The sequence below is a fragment of the Dialister sp. genome, from assembly GCF_036343215.1.
GTDB lineage: Bacteria > Bacillota > Negativicutes > Veillonellales > Dialisteraceae > Dialister.
Map to the genome: position 1 here is coordinate 186,978 of NZ_JAZASU010000001.1, position 20,341 is coordinate 207,318.

The following is a 20,341-nucleotide window of genomic DNA, read 5'->3' on the forward strand; positions in this document are numbered from 1 at the left end:
CTTCCAAATTTGGGAGAGTATAAATCAATACAACCATCAGAGTTATAAATTACGAATTGCCAGAATGAGAGACAAACAGGCAGCAAGGCCTTCAAAAAACCAGAACGCCCACACCACATGCACTTCACTCCAGCCGGATAATTCAAAATGGTGATGCAGGGGGCTCATCTTGAAAACCCGTTTACCCGTCAGCTGGAAGGATGCCACCTGAATAATAACAGACAACGCTTCAAGCACAAAAATAAGCCCTAAAAAAATTAAAAGAAGTTCTGTCCTGGTAATAACGGCAATCCCCGCAATCGCGCCACCAAGAGCCAAAGACCCTGTATCCCCCATAAAAACTTTCGCCGGATGATAATTAAAAAAGAGAAAGCCTGCGCAAGATCCGGCGAGAATGATGATAAAATAACCAAGATCATTGACGCCAGTCATATAACAGTAAACAGCATAAGCGGAAAATGCGATAATACAGCATCCGGAAGCAAGTCCATCAAGTCCATCCGTCAGGTTAACTGCATTAGATGTTCCTACAATGACCAATATCACAAAAGGATAATAGAACCATCCGATGGAAATATCACACTGTGTAAATGGAATAGCAATAGAAAATGGCAGACCAAGAGTATCTACAACACCCCAGCAGAAAAGTCCCGCAAGGATAAGCTGTCCAAGCATTTTCTGTCTGGCTGTTAATCCAAGATTTCTTTTCTTCTCAGCTTTGATGAAATCATCCAAAAAGCCCAAAATTCCATGGCCTATAGTCAAGAATAAAAGCCATAAAACAGCGGGATCTATCATTTTATTAAAAAAAACAACAACCAAAGAAGCAGCAAGCATGAAAATACCGCCCATGGTAGGTGTTCCACTTTTAACCCGGTGCGATTTAGGACCTTCTTCCCGTACCGATTGCCGAGCCTTTAATTTTTTCAACAAGGGAATACCAAAAAAGCCAAGAACAACGGTTACAATCGCAGCTTCTGCCAGATATATCAAATAATTACTTTCCATCCCTATCAAGAGCTCCTCTCAACAAAGCCGGTATTGTTTCCATATGCATATAATGTGAACCCTTTACCAGTACTACATCTCCTGGACGGACCATTTCCATCAGACAATGAGCGGCCTCCTCGCAAGAATTAAAAGATAAAGCTGAGGGAATTCCTCCGGCAAGCGCTCCGCGTGCAATCAACCTGCTTAGAGGTCCTACCGTTATTACCGCATCAAATCCAATTTCAGCAGCTTTCTGTCCTGTTTTATAATGAAGTTCTTCGCTGAAATCACCCAATTCACCCATGTCGCCCAGAACGAGGAAATAATGATTGCCTTTCAATTGGCGAATGGAACGGAAAGCCATTTCCATGGATAAAGGATTTGCATTATACGAATCATCAACTATAGAAATGCCGTGAACATTATACACGGACTGCCTTTGCTCCGCATTATGAAATTCATTGAGAGCTTTCTGTATTTTTTCCGGACTGATTCCAAGAACCCGCGCTGTTGCAGTAGCTGCAAGCGCATCATATACATTATGAATTCCCAGTAAATTCAGTTTTACCTTGAAAGCCTCGTCAAAACAGGTACATACATAACGTGTACCTGCAGGACCGTATTGGATATCGTTCCCCCGCACCGTATATCGCCCGTTAATCCCATACTTGATCACTTTACCTTCAAAATGATCTCCCATAGCGCTGACCCGGGAATCGTCGCCATTCAGAATGGCAATTCCATCCGACGGCAGGGCATCTATCAATTCTTTTTTTGCTTTGCCGATATTATCCTGGCTTCCAAGAATTCCGATATGAGAAGTTCCCACATTGGTAACCACACCTATATTGGGGGAAGCCACAGAACATAGTTCTGCAATCTGTCCGAACCCTCGCATTCCCATTTCCACAACACAGACTTCAGTATCCTCCGTCATGGAAAGAAGCGTTGCAGAAAGTCCGATTTCATTATTAAAATTCTTCTGCGTTGCACAAACCTTAAAATGGGTAGACAGCAGCGAATAAATCATATCCTTAGTAGTGGTTTTTCCATTAGAACCTGTCACGCCTATCACAGGAATATTAAAACGCATCCGATGAAAATGAGCCAGCTGTTCCAAAGCTTTTTTTGTATCTGAAACAGCAAAGACAAAGACCGGATTTTCAATCTTCTTTACATAGGACTTATCAGAAATAATTATTGCTGCAGCACCTCTGGAAACAGCATCTTCAAGAAAATCATGACCATTGAAATTATCGCCGGTAAGGGCAATAAAAAGTTCACCGGGCCCGATAGTCCTCGTATCTGTGCTTACGGCGGTCACATATCCTGCTGTTCCTTTTTGTAGAACCTCTGCTTTAGTTGCCTTAATTATTTCGTCCACAGTAAATGAAGCCATTTTTAAATCTCCTTCAGTGCTTTCCTTGCTTCTTCCCGGTCATCAAAGTGAATCGTACGGTCCTTCAAGATCTGATAATCTTCATGCCCTTTGCCTGCAATCAGCACAATATCCTCAGGACCGGCAAGATGGATCGCCCGATTAATGGCTGTTCTGCGGTCTACGAGGATTTCATACTGAAGAGAATCTTTTTTCTTCTTCACTTCTTCCACTCCGGCAGCAACTTCCTTTACTATAGCCTCAGGATCCTCCGTACGCGGATTATCGCTTGTCACGATGGCAACATCAGCATTGCGGGCCGCTATACGTCCCATAATGGGCCGTTTCAGTCTGTCCCTGTCACCGCCGCATCCAAATACTACAATGATTTTTCCCTTTGTAATTTCCTGAGCGGTAGTCAGTATTTTTTCCAATCCATCCGGCGTATGTGCGTAGTCGACAACAACAGCAAAAGGCTGTCCCTCATCAATCAGTTCAAACCTGCCGGGTACACTATGAAAATCCTTCATGGCTTCCAGGATATCCTTCATGGAAATACCTTCAGAGAGAGAAGCTCCAATGGCAGCCAGGGTATTATAGATATTAAATCTTCCTGCCAGTTTTGTTTCTACAGTATAAATTTCCCCATCATATTTCAGCTTAAAACTGGAGGATTTACCTGTAAACCGGCTGTCATAAGCATAGAGATCCGCAGACGGATCAAGCATACTGTATGTATGTAGTTTGCAGATATTTCTGTTCTTTACGCCTTCTGCCATGACATGTGCATAAGGATCATCCTTATTAATCCATGCCGACTTACCGGTTTTATGCTGTCCTTCGGAAGAAACCATATTAAAGAGGATTGCTTTCGCTTTAGCATAATTATCCATAGTTTTATGGAAATCAAGATGGTCTTCAGTCAGATTAGTGAAAACGGCATCATCAAATTCGCATCCTCTGACTCTTCCAAGTACGAGAGAATGGGAAGATACTTCCATACATACATGGGTGACATTTTCTTCCGCCATTTGTGCCAGGAGCCGTTCGAGATCAATAACATCCGGAGTGGTATTATGCGTGGGTAATTCCCGGTCGCCAATCAGTGCATGAATAGTTCCAATAACCCCCGTCTTAAAGCCTGCATGGTGAAGAATATGTGCAGCCACATGGGTGGTTGTTGTTTTTCCATTAGTTCCTGTCAGGGCAATCATCCTCATGTTTCTGGACGGATAATCAAAAAAGTATGGAACCATATCTTCCATGGCCTGCCTGGTGTCTTTTACATACAAAACCGTTACAGAATCAGGAACATTCACTTCTTTTTCAGCTACAATGGCCGAGGCCCCTTTATTTACTGCAGAACTGACAAAGTCATGACCATCTACATGAGCACCGGAAAGACAGATAAACAGACCGCCTTTCACGACCTGTCTGGAGTCTGCCGTTATATCATTGATGAAAACCTCCATATTTCCCTGTACGCGGACAACAGGGGTCATAGCTGCTAAATCGGATAATTTTTTCAACCTGAATCACCTCTGAAAAATTTCAATTATGCGTCATTATTTATGATAGCTTAAACCAAATAAAAGTACAATAGCGGCCCATCAAAAAGGCCGCTTTAAAATTAAGGTCAAAACAGCAAGGGAAATATAATGAAATCAGACATCGGATTCCACCCCACCTATTAAGATAAATTGTTCAAAAAAGGGAAGCCTTTCATTCATCGACGGCCGTGTTCAGAAAGTTGGCTGACGTCAGAGCTTCCGTAAATATTCCGAACCGGTAAATTCATACCAAGTTTTGTCTCTGCAATTTTCTGAATCCTTACAGGAGCGCTTAGTTTTGTAACTTCCAGCTTCATAACAACATTCTGCTTTTCCAGTGTCATAACCTCTGCACGGATACGCTGCATATTGTATTCAGACTGTACATTTACACTATTCAAAAATGTACTGATCATGAAAGGCATCAGGATCATAAGAATCCCCAGAATGACATTGTGAAATATTCCTCTGGTTGATTCATAATCTTTTTTTCCGGAAATAACTATATCTGTCGGCATTGAATTTATATAATCAACGCTCTGTAATGTCTGAGTAATCATTTATGATCTCTCCCCTGCTGATGTTCTGTCAGAATTATTGCTTCAGCACTTCTCAACTACCCTTAAAACAGCACTACGGGCCCTCGGATTAGCACTGATTTCTTTATCCGAAGGTTTGACCGGTTTTCCCACACTTTTTACAATCCTGTGATGGTGGCATACACAGATTGGAATGTCCGGAGGACATATACAATCTCTTTCCATTTCTCTAAATGTCCTTTTTATGATTCTATCTTCAAGGGACTGAAACGATATAACGCCAAGCCGGCCGCCAGGCGTCAGGTGTGCCGCACAATCTTCCATTACCTGCTTTAAAATTCCAAGTTCATTATTCACTTCAATCCGTATAGCCTGAAAAGTCCTCTTTGCCGGATGTGGACCGTTTCTCCTCGCATTGGCCGGTATGGCAGCCTTAATCACGGATACCAAGGCATCGGTAGTTTCTATAGGATGCTCTTCCCTGAACCGAAGGATAAACTGGGCAATTCTTCGAGCCCACCGTTCTTCACCATACTCGTTAATAATCCTTGCAAGTTCATCCTCTGAGTATGAATTGATCACATCATAGGCTGTCAACGGGTTTCTCTGATCCATCCTCATATCCAATCTGCCATTATGCATATAAGAGAATCCGCGTTCCCCATCGTCAAGCTGGTGGGAAGAAACCCCAAGATCAAAGATAAATCCATTCACCTGATCCATATGCAACGAATCGAGGATCTTATTTATATGGGAGAAATTATCCCTTATGAAGATAGTTCTAGATGAGACTCCCTTCAATCGTTCAGAAGCCGCCGTGATAGCTTCCTCATCCTGATCGATACCGACAATCAATGCATCTTTCTCCAGTTTTTCAGAAAGTGCCAGAGAATGCCCCCCGCCTCCAAGGGTGCAATCCACATATATACCATGAGGATCAGTAATCACTGAATCAATCATCTCATGCAGCAAAACTGTAGTATGCTGAAATTCCATGAAAGCCGCCCCCGTAATCACAATTCAAAAATTTAATGGCAGTTCCAGTGAGTCTGCTATATCAGCCATGGATTCTCCACAGTTTTCATCCGAATCAAGCAGAACAGGATCCCAAATTTCTATAATATGTCCTGTCCCAACAATGCAGGCATCCTTCTTTAATTGTGCAAAAGCACGAAGATGCTGAGGAATAAGGATTCGCCCCTGTTTATCACATTCCATTTCCATGCCTCTGCCAATCAGGTGCCTCATAATTTTTCTAACATTATGGTTAGTAAACGGCAGCTTTTGAAACCCGGCAATCAATGCATCCCAACGCTCTTTCGGAAAAATATTCAGACATGGATCCAGCCCCGGAGCCAGTACAAAAGTATTTCCCAGTTCCTCCCTGAATTTAGCGGGAAGGATCATGCGTCCTTTGGTATCAATTGTATGAGAATACTGATTCATGAACATAATCCTTCCACCTCCTCCACATTTACCCACATTTTACCACATTCCCCCACTTTAAAACAACGAAAAAATTTTGTTTGGGGATTGAAATTTCTATGGGAAATAATCTCCATTTATTCGATAAATACCTAATTTTCAGGAATGAACGAAAAAATTTCCCAACATATTTTTTAAAATTATCCGTATTTATGGCAAAATAAAATCCCCCACTTTTCAAAGTGGAGGATTTCCATACCGCGAAATCTTCAGCGGTCTTTCCGATTCAGATTTATTTTTCAGGTCTCACTATAATGATATGTTTATTCTTTAAATTCCTTAACTCTTCAAAAGGAATTAAAAGTGCTTGCGATAGAGTTATCGGTCGTATCGCCGATATAGCACCTGCCCAGTAAAGCATGCAGCCAATCAGATCTTCAGGAGTTAATCCATCATCACGAAGTTCCCGAATCGTTATTCCGTGCTGTCTCTTCGACAGCCTTGTACCGGAAGGATCTGTAAGAAGAGGAAGATGTCCATAGGCAGGAATCGGATAGCCAAGCATTTTTAAAAGGTAGACCTGAAAAAATGTAGAGTCCATCAGGTCATTTCCACGCAGGACATGGGTAACCCCCATTGCCCCGTCATCAACGGAAACGGCAAGCTGATAGGAAATCATTTCATCTGCCCTTTTCACGACAAAATCATCCATCCCAGGATGAATTGCCCTGGACTGTTCACCGAAAAACAAGTCCTCAAAGGAAATATCATGTTTCTCGGTTTTTAATCGCCAGGATGGCTTTTTGTGAAACCGCATCCGTTCTTCCGTAGTCAGGTATCTGCAGTGACCATCGTATACCGGTCTCTCTTCCCCTTCATGAGGAGCAGACGAAATCTGATGAATTCTGGCTCTGCTGCAATAGCAGGGATAGATATTTCCCGATGAAGCCCAAGACTGAAGTATCCGGTCATATACCGGAAGTCTATGACTCTGTACAGTGCTTCCGTAAGAATACTGATTTTCCGGCCCTTCATCATAATCCAGCCCCATCCATTCGAGATCATGCAGGATTCCCCGGGTAAAGATATCCCGGCATCGCTGCCGGTCGATATCTTCTATTCTAAGAATAACTCTGCCTCTATGCTGTCTCGTCCACATCCAGTTCAAAAAGGCTATCCAAAGGTTTCCTAAATGCATATAACCGGTGGGGCTTGGTGCAAACCGGGTCCTTATTTCCATCAATCAGGCATGGACTGGACGATACGGAAAAGTTCTTTGTTCTTTTGGATCTTTTCTTCACTGCCCATTACGCAGAGATAGGGATCTTCCATCACGCTGCGCACAAGAGGAGCCAGATTTCTTATATCCTTTACCGTACAATCAATAATTTCACTCCGGATTTTCAGGCGGGATTCCCTCGTATTATGAGTAAGGAAGTGCGTCATTGCTCTTTCGCCTTTCATAAACGGAGTCAACTGAATTTCCGAAGCGGCCATTGTGCCAATGACGTACTTGGTCATTTCCCTTTCAGAGAGCTCAAGCTTTTCCAGGTATTCCGGAAGTTCTTCGTAAATCCTGATGGTTTCCGCAAGGTTGGGATCCCGATAAGAACAAAGTTCGGAGTTGCCATTTCGGAGGAATCTGGTAAAAGCACCATAGGCGCCCCCAAGGACACGAACCTTTTTCCACAAGTATTCATATCGGAGAATAGTTTCCATAACTGCAAGAGCACCACTATAGGTAAAACCATGGTTCTTGAAGTTTCCACCTTTTGCAACATACTGAACTTTTCCGGATGTAAGGAAAGCTTCATTAATGAATGCCGGAGCAAAATCGAGATGGCGGCATTCGGAAGTCTGTCCATCCGGCAGGTCCTCTGTAATAAGTGGCAATGTATTGACAACGGCCCTGCGTTCTTCCTCTTCACCAATCGTCTCAAAGAAAAGGTTCTTTCTGGTAAAAATTTTACGGACAAGGTTTTCCAGTCGTTCTGCCAAAGCTTCGTGGTCATTATCAAATCTTTGTACAAGGTCGGACAGGAAATAATAATAGCTTAGACCTGCCTGTTCTGAGAATTCGCCTCTTCTGGAGAAATAAGACGACAGTCTGGTCATAACCAGGTCATGTCCCCTTGAAAAAGCAGTCATATCCCATTCCGATTTTTCCTGAAGGAGCAGTTCTTTCAGCCTTTTCATGTCAGTAAACAGGGTATGATTAATGATTTCACCCAAAAGATCCATCATCTTGTCCACTTTAGAAGTTAAAGCCTTGGCTCTTACAGTGAGTACCGGCATATAGTCAATATCACTATCAATATCCCCATATGAACCAACGGAGAAACTCATCCCCCCTGTATAGGCATTGGACAACCTCGCAAGTTCTCCATAGCTGTGTTTCGAAGTGCTGAGACCTCTCAGCAGGGTTGAAAGAAGAATGGCATAATGAATGTCTTTCTCTGCGAGACTGGAGAGTTTGAAATAAAGATTGACATAAGTAATGCCCGTTGTGTGTACGTCAAAATGGTAATGGTCGATTCCGGATATGGTGTCTTTCTCAAGATTTTCTTCTTCTACATCACGATTAAGATCATTTCTGGAAAGAAGCGGAATGGTCTTGAGAGCTTCTTCCGTTTCCCCTGAAGCCTGTCTTTCCTTGAGAAGTCTGGTAGATTCAATAATTTCATCAAGCTGCTGATCGCTGAGGCTGCTTTTGAATGAAGCAAGTCTCTCTGCAGTTTCCCGGTTTACCTTTTCTGTCAGCCCTTTCTCCGGTTTCATAGTAACAAGAACCTGATGAGGATTCTTGATAATGTACTTGATTAACAGGTTTTCAAAATAATTAGTCCTGATGTTTTTCCTGAGAGCATCAATATCATCAATATAACGGAGCGCATCAAATGGATTTCTGTCATAAAGCCACATATCCATAGCGCGGACGCCATAGAACAGGCCTTTCGGACGCCCCTGATAATCATTTTCACGGGCTGTAAACTCAGTGCGGTTAAGTGCCGCCTCAAGCATATCTTTATCGATTCCCTTTAATGCGATATTTCTTAAAGTATTATCAAGAATCTGGGCAAACCGTTCCTGATCTTCAACCTCTGAACCAGTGAGTTCCAACGTCCATACGGGCTGCTTATAACTGTCGCAGTAATCACCGGAAAGATCACTGCCTATCCCTGCATTGAGCATAGCCTGTTTGAGTGGGGCCCCATCCACATCAATAAGCACATAATTCAGGATACGGAACGCCAGTGATTCCATGGTGGACATGTGATCATTGAAGGCAATAAACAACGCATGGATGGCCTTTTTCTGAAGGCTGTCATTTTCAGCCACCCCATAGGGCGTGACAAAGGAAACCCGCCCGGAGAGAGGAGCCTGCGTCCGGACGCCGGAATCCACATTTCTCCTGTCAAAAGAAGACAGATAGTCATGATCGATATAATTCAGCGTTTCATCGATATCCATGTCCCCATAAAGATAAATGTAGCTGTTGGATGGATGATAGAAACGACGGTGGAATTCGGTAAATTCCCGGAAAGAAAGAGTCGGAATCAGTTCAGGATCTCCTCCGGATTCCACACCATAGGTAGTATCCGGGAAAAGTTTTTCCATGGCCTTACCTTCAACAATGGCATCCGGAGTAGACAGGGCTCCTTTCATTTCGTTGTATACTACGCCATTATAAGAAAGAGGTGCCTCTTTATTTTCCAGTTCATAATGCCAGCCCTCCTGCATAAGAATCTGAGGATTTTTGATACAGTCAGGGTAAAAAACAGCATCCAGATAAACATCCATAAGATTATGGAAATCCACCGCATTTCTGCTGGCGATCGGATACATGGTCTTATCCGGCCAGGTAATAGCATTTAAAAAGGTATTCAGTGAACCTTTGGCGAGTTCAACAAAAGGCTCTTTCAAGGGATACTTGCGGGATCCGCAAAGGGTGGAATGTTCCATGATATGAGGCGTTCCTTTGGAATTGTCCGGCGTTGTCCTGAAACAGATATAAAAAACCTTGTTATCATCATCATTATCCAGATACATTAGTCTGGCACCGCTTTTAATATGCTCCATCTGATATGCATCTGAATTAACTTCTTCGATACGAGACGCGGCGGTCACGCAAAACCCGTGGACCCGGTCTCCTTTTTTCCATCTCATAAAAACCTCCCATAATGAACAGAAAAAGCGCAGGCATAAACCTGTGCTTTTCATTAAGTCAGATTATTCAGACTTTGCCTGGGGAAAGAACTCATCATGAATAGCCTGAACAGCCTTATCCAGATCTTTCCTTAAAATAAGGCAGGAAATACTGATTTCAGAAGTGCTGACGATATCAATATTGATATTCGCTCTGCCAAGGGCACCGAACATGCGGGCAGCAACCCCTGGTGTCCCGAGCATACCTGCACCTACAACGGAAACTTTAGCGGTGTCATCATCATAAATGACTTCATCCAGTTTTCCTTCATCACGCATCTGTTCCAAAACCCGCTTAGCGTCATCCAGATCGGTGTCATCAATGGTAAAAATGATATCCGTCTTGTCATCATTGGAATTTCTGACGCTTTGGACAATCATATCAACGGTAATATTATCTTCTGCCAGAGCAGAGAAAATCGTATAAGCAACACCTGGAATATTTCTAAGTCCCAGTACCGCTATACGGGCAGCATGCGCATCCTGAGCAACGCCTCTTACAGAATCATTTTTGCCTTCCATCGTGCAAACCTCCCTGATAATGGTTCCTTCTTCATCGGTAAATGTGGATCTTACATGAATCGGAATGTGATATTTCATTCCAAGTTCAACGCTTCTTGGCTGCATGACGCCGGCCCCAAGCCTGGCCATTTCAAGCATTTCCGTATTGGTAATTTCTTTCATTTTAATGCAGCCTTTGACATGCCGTGGGTCAGCCGAATAAATACCATCCACATCAGTGAAAATCTCACACATATCTGCATGCATTGCACCAGCCAAAGCTACAGCCGTGGCATCAGAACCACCACGACCCAGTGTAGCCACATCATCATTGGGCATGATTCCCTGGAAGCCGGCTACGATAACGATTTTGCCCTCCTCCAGTTCTCTGAATACCCGATCCGGTTTTACATCGTCAATCCGGGCTTTTCCATATGCTCCACCGGCAATAATTCCTGCCTGAGGACCGGTTAAAGAAATTGATGGAACTCCCAATTTCCTGAAAGTCATAGCCATCAGGGCAATGGACTTCTGCTCTCCTGTTGCCAGAAGCATATCCATTTCTCTGCCATGATTCACATCCGAAACCTGAGAAGCCAGATCGAGCAGATCATCAGTCGTATCTCCCATTGCGGATACAACAATGACAATCTTATCCCCCGGTTTCCTGTCGCGGAGCACACGGTTGGCAATATTCAGCATTTTTTCCGGCGTAGCTACCGAGCTGCCACCAAATTTCTTTACATAAAGTGCCATTTACATCCCTCATTCAACAAGTAATTACTACCTATAACTTTTAGAATTTTATCATGCCCTTGATATCCTGTAAAGATGAATTGTTATAAATCCCTACCATTCCTATAACATAACCGCATCAATAGAGGGGCAGATCGTCAAAGTCTCTGTCTTCATTTAAAAAGGCATTATCTTCCCAAAACAAAGAACGGATAAAATTCCAGAAGAGGTCTTTCAGAATTCAATCCCTTTTCTGGCATGAATCCCCTGCTGATAAGCGTGTTTTACAAGTGTCATTTCCGTCACAGTATCGGCCAGGTCAATGAGTTCCTGCGGAGCATATCGCCCGGTCAATATCATATTCAATCGCTTGGGACGGTTCCTGATCAAATCAGAGACTTCTCCGGCAGAGATCATGCCGAAATGGATAGCATAATTGACCTCATCCAGAATGACAAGGTCCCACCGGTCACTCATCACTTCTTCTGTGACCATGGCCCAGGCTTTCTGTGCCAGTAGCGCCTTTTTCTGAAAAGATTCCTCATCTGTCTGATTTTTTTTATTATGAAATACGAATCCGTCTCCCATAGGACGGATTTCTATACGTCCGTCAATATTTCCAAGAGCTTCTATGGCTTTTAATTCACCATACTTCCAGGCACCCTTGATGAACTGGAGAATCAGAACCCTATGTCCATCTCCCCACGCACGGATCGCAGTTCCTAAAGAGGCCGTGGTTTTTCCCTTGCCGGTACCCGTATTAATCAAGACAAGACCTTTTTGCAAACTCTCCATCTTATTTTCCTCCCGATTTCCTGATTTTATAAGCTTCACAGGACTTCAGGAATTTCCGGGCAGCCTCTGGATTCCCTTCAAAGGAAAGATGAAGGTAGCTGGCCAGGACGTTTTCATAAGCGTATCCCTCCTGATGAGGAGCTGCCTGCCGGGTTCCCTGCAGATCATAGGCCCAGGGGAATTGATCGTCACAGCGCAAAAGGGAGAAATGGAATTCATGGCCTTTCAGGATATCCCCCTGGTCTGCAATAATACTTTTCCGGAGCGCTTTACCGGTTACGTAACCTACCCGCTGGAGCGTTTTCTGCATTTCACAAATTCCCGGTACAAGGCCTGCCATCTCATATTGATGCCCGTCAAACCCCTGTATTTTATCACAGAGATACATGAGCCCGCCGCATTCTGCATAAACCGGCATTCCATCTTCTGCTGCTTTACGGATGGAATCTTTCATGGAAATATTCCCCTCAAGTTCGTTAAGAAACATTTCCGGGAATCCCCCGCCAAATACAAGTCCATCTACATCAGGAACCGACTTGTCTGTAACAGGACTGAAGTCCACAAGTTCTGCCCCCAGTTTTTCCAGAGCATGGAGGCTGGCAGGATAATAGAAGCTGAAAGCGGCATCCCTGGCCACACCAATCCGGACATATTTCTTTATATTTATATCTTTTTCTTCCATTACCGGGATAGGTGGAGCACTTCTGGCTATCTCCATCAATTTTTCGGTATCAACCCATTTGCCTGCATCTTCGCCCATATGATGAATAAGATTCGATGTCTCAATCTCAGTCACCGGGGTAAGTCCCAGATGCCGTTCCGGGGTTTTAAGTCCTTCATCCCGATGGAAGGCGCCAATAACCGGCATATGGATTTTATCCATAACTTCTCGAACCATAGCCTCATGACGATCCGAGCCGAGACGGTTCAGGATCACCCCGGCTATTTGAATATCCGGATCATATTCGCGAAATCCCAGGGCAGTGGCTGCAATGCTGTAACCTACGGATTTGCAGTCCAGCACAAGGATGACCGGAGCCTTCAGACGTTTTGCAATATCTGCAGTAGAACTGATTCCGTTGGCGCCCCCGTCATAAAGGCCCATAACCCCTTCAACGATGGAAATATCCGCTCCCTCTGACAGGTATGCAAAATTGGAGACAAGATGCTCTGCCGGGCTCATCCAGGTATCAAGATTATAAGAATTCCTCCCTGCAGCCAGACCATGAAACCCGGGATCAATATAATCCGGTCCTACCTTGAAAGGCTGTACGGAAAATCCGACAGAATGAAGATAGGCTAGAAGTCCCGTTACGATTGTTGTTTTCCCGACGCCGCTGTTAGTACCGGCAATTACAATGCGCGGACGATTCAGTTCAGGCATAATCAGTCATCTCTCTTTGCGATAATCGTACTCAGGTAATTCGGTTTGTAATCAGCTGGAAGACTGTCAATGTCTCTCTGTACAACTTCATCCGGCAATCCTGCCCGGGAAACCATCACTGCCCTTTTGATCATATGATGCTTTCTGAGTTCTTCCTGAACAAAAGCAAAGCTCTTGTAAACTTTCATAATGACCGCATTATCAGAGGCCGCAAGAGCCTTGTCAAATTTTTCATGATCGGCCGTAGCCGGAATAATCAGTACGTTTTCTTCCCATTCAGTAACTGGAAGGCCGATATAGGATGCGATTCCCAGAAATGCAGGAATACCGGGAATTGTCTCGACCTCATAATCATCAGAATCTTTGAATTCATTAAAAATATACATATATGTGCTGTAAAGCATGGGATCACCAAGAGTCAGGAATACCAGATTTTTTCCTTCATCCAGTTTTTCCGCTATAATCTTTCTGTTTTCCTTCCACTGTTTTTCCACAGCATCCATATCCGTATTCATCTGGAAAACCATGGGGAGAATATCGGTTTTTTCAGAAATATAAGGCTTAGCGATATTAAAGGCAACAGAGCCCTCTTTCTTCTCCGTCTTTGGCGTAATGATCATATCCGCATTCTGTATTGCTTCCACTGCCTTGACGGTCAGAAGTTTTGAATCTCCCGGTCCTACACCGATTCCAAATAATTTTCCCTTTTTCATATGGTTCCTCCATTCAGTTTTTTCACGATGCATTTTTAAATAAATGCTCATGATCCTACTATTTAATATGTATTATTGTATCATGACTCTTCCACTATATCCAAAATAATTTATAGCCTGATGTACTAATTATATGAGATTAAAACCTCTAAAACCCAATAAAACAAAAACTGTGGATGAAAAGATCATCCACAGCAAAATCATGAAATAAAAGCAAAACTGATTTCAATATCCATTAACCTGGCTTACAACACGGAAATTACCAACATTGAATGCTTTGCAGATTACATTGAAGAACGGTCCATAAAGCATGGTCCGGTAAATTTCAGAAGTTGTAATCAGAAGCAGCCGGCTTCCATCATAGGTGACACGGGCAAGACTGTTATTGATATATTTTTCGAAATCCTTGTCGGACATTTCTTTTTTCAATCTTTCCAGAGCTTCCCTTGTCGGGCCCTCCTGATATTCCGGACGTTCCATAACAGGGATAAACCGGATTTCATAAATTTTATCATTATAACCTTTGGATTCAGCAGAATACCTTTTTCCTTTTTCCATTTCTTCCATAGAAAACACCTGTCCTTTACAAAGAATTTTAACCTTACCTATTATAACATCTTAAATGACCATATGCAGAAAATATTATGCATTACGCCCCATATATCGAATAGACTGTCATTTACAGGCATCCCCGTTCGTGAAGGCTGACAAAAGTCCCATCCCCGATAATTACATGATCAAGCACCTGCATATCAAGAAGTTTTGAAGCTTCCGCGAAAGCCTTTGTTACAGAAATATCTTCTTTGGACGGTTCCGGATATCCGGATGGATGGTTATGTACAAGGATAAGACCATAAGCCTTATAACGAATACCCCATTTCATGGCCTCTTTAATATCTACAGGAGCAGCATTCAGATTTCCCCTTGTAATTTCCTGAAATCCCAAAAGCCGGTTCTTGACATTCACATAAGAAACCATAAAATGTTCCTGATTTTCATGACGCAGCTTTTCCATAAAGAAATCAGCAACTTTGTCCGGAGTATTGAAACTGATCAGCTTCCGCCTGTCAAAAAGGAAGGAAAGTCGACGCCCCAGTTCAACAGCAGCACAAATCGTAATCGCCTTATCCGGACCAATTCCCTTGATATCCGTCAGATCCCGCCAGTTCAGATCTTCGTAACCGTTAATGCCGGATGTTGTTTCAAGCATATCCACAACTTCCTTTGCAATTTCCATAACAGAATGCCCCTGTCGGCCGGTTCGAAGCAGAATCGCCACAAGATCCGTATTGCTGGCAAGGGACGGAGACTGGGCAAATCTTTCCCGCGGCTTGTCTTCCGTCCGCATTTCTCTTATCAGCATAATCTTATCACCCCGGTTTAAGAATCAATTGAATGAAACGGATGAATACGGGATTACAAGGAAATAACTAACAGTATAGGAACGTCAAAACATAGAACGACAAAAGCACCGGCCATCAGTCCTGTCGAATAAGATTTCCAGACTATGTCATTAAAATTTTCGATAAATCCAGGCGGCAATCAGAATTCCCAGAATACTGATCAGATTTGGCGCAAACCGGATACCAAAATGGAACTGCAATATTCCCAGATTCAGGAAGATGTCCTTGATATCAAATATTTCGTATGTTCTGGTCAGATAAGGCATGAGACCGACAAAGTCAGCCCCCTGGATCAGCTGGCTTACAATGCCGCCAATCAGTGCGCCGGCAGCCAGAAAGAGAAATAAAGAAAATAAGCCCTTTGAAAAGTGCATAAAACTCTCCTGTTTATAAAATAGTACATCAAACAGAAATATGATCTTTAAAATTCACTGCCTGATGTAATTTGTCCTGCTACCCGGTCGGCGAGTTCTTTTCCAAGTTGATCGCCAGACCTGTACTGATAAATAACCCGCCAGACCGTATTCTTCCCGCTGAATATATACTCTTTAACCGTCAGGGCCGTCTTATGCCCGTTTCCCGATTCCGTAAAAGTAAATGTAAGGAGTTTACCTTCTGTATTTCCAACGGTTACGGTATTTTCTTTCGTCTTCAAATCAGAGAGAGAAGGATTATTTTTTAAAACATTCACTGCATCACCGGAAAGCTTTTCCACGTTATAATTTTCTGATACCGCATTACCGGTCACAAGAATCTGCAGATTATTGTTGTGTCCTTCCGCATTGACGCGGATCGCATTCCGATTTCCCAGATCAACCTGCTTCCCTTCGGAAATCAGCTCAAATGGCGTGACTATGGTAATGGTCTCGCCCGCACAGTGGATGCGGTTTTTACCGAAAATAAAATCATCATTCGCATTCATGGTGCCGCATCCCGAGAGCATCAGAGTGCCGCATATAAACATGGCGGATAAAAAAGTCCTGACTTTTTTCAAATACATTGTTTCAACACTTTCCATAACTTAAAACAGATATAGGATCAAGAATTTATTTTTTATTATACCATATCAATACGGTTCGTATGATACAGGAAATATCGTGAAACCGGTTGGCAGAATTATCGGTAAGGCCCCAATCTGTCAAACCGTTCCTTCCACATTTTTTATTTTCAGCTTATCCATGAATCCGGTATCCCATCCTGCTGTTTTAAATTCCGCCAGCTATGGTAAAATGATAATAAATTAGGGAGGGAACAGTAAAAAATGACAGATCCGGCGATGATAGGTATTGTGGCAGAATGGAATCCTTTTCATAATGGCCATGCAGGAATGATACATACTATAAAACACACTTACCCGCACTCATCCATTGTGGCAGTTATGAGCGGCTCATTTGTTCAGCGGGGAGAGCCTGCCCTCTTTGATAAATGGAGCCGTGCGTCCTGGGCATGCAGGCACGGCGTTGATGTGGTTTTTGAACTTCCTGTTTTATCAGTCCTCCAGAGTGCTGACCGCTTTGCAGAGGCAGGAGCAAGATTACTGGCCTCGTTTGGCTGCAGGGCCATCGCCTTCTCTACAGAATCCCTGAATAAAAAAGAACTCGAAGAAGCTGTATCATTCTCACGGTCCGATGAATACCACAGCACTTTCAAAGCCAGTCTGAAAACAGGTCATTCCTATGCACAGGCATCCTACGATGCCATGGAGAAACATTCACCTTCCCTTGCCAGGGAGTTGACAAAGCCCAATAATCTCCTCGGATATCGCTATCTGGAGACGATCCTGTCATATGGCCTTAAGATGGATATTATTGTCTGCCACAGGGATATGGAGCATAATATATCTGCTTCCCTTATCCGTAAAAACATATTGCTGCATCATGATACCACCGATCTTCCCTGTGATGAATACGCGGAGGTCATGGGTCTTTTAGATGAAGGAAATTATACAGATTATAAGCGATATGAGGATGCCTGCCACCTTATATCAAGGCTTTATTCTCCCCATAAACTGTCATCCTCAGGATTGTTCAAAGAAGGCCTGGAAAATAAATGGTTTCGGGAATCCCAATGCAATACTTATTCAGAAATGCTGGACTCCATTAAAAGCAAACGTTATCTTTACAGCCGTCTGAGACGGATTGGCGCCTGTCTGCTGCTGACAAATGAAATTCCCTCTCCTTTTGCCGAAAGGAATTTTCCCTTTTATGCAAGACTTCTTGCCATGAAAAAAGAAAAAAGTTCGCTGTTAAAGGGAATTAAACAAAACGATATCCCTGTCATCACAAGTATTGCCCGCGGACTTAAAAGTCTGCCGGCGCCTTTGGTAAAGCAGCTGGAAATGGATATTTCTGCCAGTGATATAAGAGCCTGCTGCATTGATTCAGAGAAAAGACGATCCGGCAGAGAAGATTTTTACCATTTCCCTGTCATCATCTCATAAATTCCAGACAATTGAATATTTCAATTATAAAAAGGAAGTAGAATCAACACGGATTCTACTTCCTTTTCTGGTACGAGCATTCAATAAGCCGAGTTCTGTACCGCCGAAGCGGTGATGATTATCTGTCTAGTCAGCCAATTGCTTGACTGCTCAAGCGACGCAACCCGGAAGGTCAGCGGGCAGCCTCAACCCTTCCCTATTCGGTCTTGCTTCAGATGGGGTTTACCAAGCCAGCCGGTCTCCCGACTGCTGGTGCGCTCTTACCGCACCTTTCCACCCTTACCACTAGTGTGGCGGTTTCCTTTTCTATGGCACTTTCCCTGGGGTCACCCCCGCCGGACGTTATCCGGCATCCTGCCCTGCGAAGCTCGGACTTTCCTCACGCCTTACGGCCCGCAATCATCTTTCCTGCTCGCGTGTTAGAGTATAGCACGGAGAAGGGAAAAATTCAACATATATTGAAGCAGTGATTTGTTGAGCTGATAAACTCCGCTTTTTACAATTGGCCAAAAATATCGACAGCTGAAGAATCTTCAATGATAGAGATATCCCATCCTCTTACTTTAGCTTCTTTCCTGAGCTCTCCGGCAAGGCGGGAAATAATGACTCGTTCCGTATAGAAATGACCTGCGTCTGCCACAAGAAGTCCAATCGAAGCCGCATCCTGGGCTTCATGATATTTAAGATCTCCCGTCACATACAAATCGGCCCCACGGGCTTTTGCCAGTGCCGCAAATTCGCTTCCCGCACCGCCCAGGACGGCCACTTTTTTTACGGTAATTTGAGTATTTCCACAGAAACGCAATACCGGTATCCCCAGTTTTTCCTTTACGTATTCCAGAGCCTTCCTGCCAGGCAAAGGAGAGGGGAGGCTGCCAATCCTTCCCATAAACTCCCGCTTCCCATTATTCTCAAGAGGATATATATCGTAATGGACAGGACCGCAAATCCTGTGCAAATCAGAAAGAACAGCAGGCAGAGCTTTTTCGGAAATATTGAATTCCATTTTCTCTTCCGCCGTAAAGTCATCTTCATCGTCAAGAAGATAGAAATGACCTGATTCTTCTGGGTATTTTACCTGAAGTTCATGATGAAACTGCCGGGCTTTAACCGCACTCATATAGGCGGCAATTTTGAATGATTTATATTTTTTACCGGGAACAAGTCCTTCCAGATCAGATAAATCAAGAGCTGCCGACAGAGCATCATTGACACCACCGGAAGCTGTATCAAGATTCGTATGGGCGGCAAAGGTCAGGATATCATGTTTAATCAGTTTTTCTATCATACGTCCTTTTGCAGTTCTCAAATCAAGGCTCTGGATTGGGTGAAAAAGGAATGGATGATGGGAAATAATCATGGATATTCCCTGTCTGATGGCATAATCAACATTTGATTCCGTGACATCCAGGGATACCAGCACCTTATCTACCGGTCTGTCCGGATTCCCGATCTGCAGACCTGGATGATCCCACTTTTCAGCCAGCTCCTGCGGAGCCAGTTCATTCATCAGAGAAATTACGTCACCGGCATGTACAGTCATAACAGTTCCTCCAGTCTTTTCTTTTCAATCACGGCCATTTCTCTTTTTTGCCGATTGGTCTCATTATCAGTATCCACCGCTATGCCATCAATGAGGAAATTCCTTTTCCTGATCAATTTCTTGATATGTTCCGGATACAGGGGATCCTGTTTATATGCGTTGGTAACCCCGATTTCCGCCTCAAAAAGTGTGACCGGCTCGGCCTTGCCAGGAATAATTTCCATCATTTCGTATAACTGATTTCCCTCACGAGCAAGGCATTCCCTCACAATCCGGAAATGATGACTGCAAACATATTTCTTTATCTCTGCCACATGATTCTGGGGCTGGAGAATCAGCCACTGAAAAGAAGCTGCAATATTGGGGGAATGCCTCATTATTTCAATCATCATAAGTCCGCCCATTCCAGCAATTACGGCACCGTCCACTTCCCCAGGGATCAGCGGTTCAAAACCGCTGCCCAAACGCAGCTCGATATCACCCATTCTTCCCCGTTCTGCTACGTTGGATGCCGCCCGCTGAAGCGGGCCTTTATTGATATCACAGGCAACAGCCCTCCGGATCTTTTCCTGTTCCAGCAAAAAAACAGGCAGGTAAGCATGGTCAGTTCCAATATCAGCCATAGATTCCGAACACGGAACCATTTCTGCAATCTTCAATAATCTCGGCGTCAGTTTCATATATCCTCAATAAGATCTAATTGATAAATATTCAAAATAAAAAGCTGAGCCTCTGCTCA

19 protein-coding genes and 1 other RNA gene are annotated in these 20,341 nt (G+C 43.6%); 1 reads left to right on the plus strand and 19 read right to left on the minus strand.

Annotated features, from left to right (window positions below):
• Positions 1-42 precede the first annotated feature (42 nt).
• The 16 genes from mraY to VZT47_RS00995 all read right to left on the minus strand — a co-directional run bounded on the left by mraY (position 43) and on the right by VZT47_RS00995 (position 16,541).
• Positions 43-1,008: a phospho-N-acetylmuramoyl-pentapeptide-transferase gene (mraY, locus tag VZT47_RS00920; protein ID WP_330223094.1), complete on the minus strand. Its 966-nt coding sequence runs from the start codon at positions 1,006-1,008 to the stop codon at positions 43-45.
• Entirely contained in the window at positions 998-2,389 is a 1,392-nt protein-coding gene (locus VZT47_RS00925) for a UDP-N-acetylmuramoyl-tripeptide--D-alanyl-D-alanine ligase (RefSeq protein WP_330223095.1), read from the minus strand. Before VZT47_RS00925 ends, mraY begins: the two co-directional genes overlap by 11 nt.
• A gap of 2 nt (positions 2,390-2,391) precedes the next feature.
• Positions 2,392-3,897 carry a UDP-N-acetylmuramoyl-L-alanyl-D-glutamate--2,6-diaminopimelate ligase gene (locus VZT47_RS00930; protein WP_330223096.1) on the minus strand — a complete coding sequence of 502 codons (1,506 nt, stop codon included), beginning with the start codon at positions 3,895-3,897 and terminating at the stop codon, positions 2,392-2,394.
• A 197-nt stretch (positions 3,898-4,094) separates the two neighbouring features.
• Positions 4,095-4,478 (minus strand): cell division protein FtsL, encoded by a 384-nt coding sequence (locus VZT47_RS00935; RefSeq protein WP_330223097.1) that lies wholly within the window; start codon positions 4,476-4,478, stop codon positions 4,095-4,097.
• A gap of 42 nt (positions 4,479-4,520) precedes the next feature.
• Positions 4,521-5,453, minus strand: a complete 933-nt coding sequence (gene rsmH, locus VZT47_RS00940) for a 16S rRNA (cytosine(1402)-N(4))-methyltransferase RsmH (protein WP_330223098.1) — start codon at positions 5,451-5,453, stop codon at positions 4,521-4,523.
• A 24-nt stretch (positions 5,454-5,477) separates the two neighbouring features.
• On the minus strand, positions 5,478-5,909 hold the full coding sequence (gene mraZ, locus VZT47_RS00945) for a division/cell wall cluster transcriptional repressor MraZ (RefSeq protein ID WP_330223099.1): 432 nt from the start codon (positions 5,907-5,909) through the stop codon (positions 5,478-5,480).
• Between the two features lie 265 nt (positions 5,910-6,174).
• Positions 6,175-7,122, minus strand: coding sequence for a tRNA glutamyl-Q(34) synthetase GluQRS (gluQRS, locus tag VZT47_RS00950; RefSeq protein ID WP_330223100.1), 948 nt, complete (start codon positions 7,120-7,122; stop codon positions 6,175-6,177).
• The gene (locus VZT47_RS00955; RefSeq protein WP_330223101.1) at positions 7,122-10,049 is read right to left on the minus strand and encodes an insulinase family protein; all 2,928 of its coding nucleotides are present in this window, start codon (positions 10,047-10,049) and stop codon (positions 7,122-7,124) included. Before VZT47_RS00955 ends, gluQRS begins: the two co-directional genes overlap by 1 nt.
• Positions 10,050-10,112: 63 nt before the next feature.
• Positions 10,113-11,345, minus strand: coding sequence for an aspartate kinase (locus tag VZT47_RS00960; RefSeq protein WP_330223102.1), 1,233 nt, complete (start codon positions 11,343-11,345; stop codon positions 10,113-10,115).
• Between the two features lie 213 nt (positions 11,346-11,558).
• Positions 11,559-12,119: a cob(I)yrinic acid a,c-diamide adenosyltransferase gene (gene cobO, locus VZT47_RS00965; RefSeq protein ID WP_330223103.1), complete on the minus strand. Its 561-nt coding sequence runs from the start codon at positions 12,117-12,119 to the stop codon at positions 11,559-11,561.
• A 1-nt stretch (position 12,120) separates the two neighbouring features.
• Positions 12,121-13,503: a cobyrinate a,c-diamide synthase gene (locus VZT47_RS00970; RefSeq protein ID WP_330223104.1), complete on the minus strand. Its 1,383-nt coding sequence runs from the start codon at positions 13,501-13,503 to the stop codon at positions 12,121-12,123.
• Positions 13,504-13,505: 2 nt separating this feature from the next.
• The gene (gene cobI / locus VZT47_RS00975; RefSeq protein ID WP_330223105.1) at positions 13,506-14,216 is read right to left on the minus strand and encodes a precorrin-2 C(20)-methyltransferase; all 711 of its coding nucleotides are present in this window, start codon (positions 14,214-14,216) and stop codon (positions 13,506-13,508) included.
• Between the two features lie 225 nt (positions 14,217-14,441).
• On the minus strand, positions 14,442-14,783 hold the full coding sequence (locus VZT47_RS00980) for a hypothetical protein (RefSeq protein WP_296953928.1): 342 nt from the start codon (positions 14,781-14,783) through the stop codon (positions 14,442-14,444).
• 112 nt (positions 14,784-14,895) lie between these two features.
• On the minus strand, positions 14,896-15,579 hold the full coding sequence (radC, locus tag VZT47_RS00985) for a RadC family protein (protein ID WP_330223106.1): 684 nt from the start codon (positions 15,577-15,579) through the stop codon (positions 14,896-14,898).
• Between the two features lie 150 nt (positions 15,580-15,729).
• Positions 15,730-15,993, minus strand: coding sequence for a DUF4321 domain-containing protein (locus tag VZT47_RS00990; RefSeq protein WP_330223107.1), 264 nt, complete (start codon positions 15,991-15,993; stop codon positions 15,730-15,732).
• Positions 15,994-16,040: 47 nt separating this feature from the next.
• Entirely contained in the window at positions 16,041-16,541 is a 501-nt protein-coding gene (locus VZT47_RS00995; protein ID WP_330223108.1) for a hypothetical protein, read from the minus strand.
• A gap of 339 nt (positions 16,542-16,880) precedes the next feature.
• Here VZT47_RS00995 and VZT47_RS01000 point away from each other — a divergent pair, with 339 nt between their 5' ends.
• Complete coding sequence (locus VZT47_RS01000) at positions 16,881-18,059, plus strand: nucleotidyltransferase family protein (RefSeq protein WP_330223109.1); 1,179 nt, start codon at positions 16,881-16,883, stop codon at positions 18,057-18,059.
• A gap of 69 nt (positions 18,060-18,128) precedes the next feature.
• Here the strand turns inward: VZT47_RS01000 and rnpB are convergent.
• From rnpB to VZT47_RS01015, 3 genes are all read right to left on the minus strand, one after another.
• Positions 18,129-18,474: RNase P RNA component class A (gene rnpB / locus VZT47_RS01005), an RNA gene on the minus strand.
• 81 nt (positions 18,475-18,555) lie between these two features.
• Entirely contained in the window at positions 18,556-19,602 is a 1,047-nt protein-coding gene (locus VZT47_RS01010) for a Nif3-like dinuclear metal center hexameric protein (protein ID WP_330223110.1), read from the minus strand.
• Positions 19,599-20,282: a tRNA (adenine(22)-N(1))-methyltransferase gene (locus tag VZT47_RS01015; RefSeq protein ID WP_330223111.1), complete on the minus strand. Its 684-nt coding sequence runs from the start codon at positions 20,280-20,282 to the stop codon at positions 19,599-19,601. The genes VZT47_RS01010 and VZT47_RS01015 overlap by 4 nt, the downstream gene beginning before the upstream one ends.
• Between the last annotated feature and the right edge of the window lie 59 nt (positions 20,283-20,341).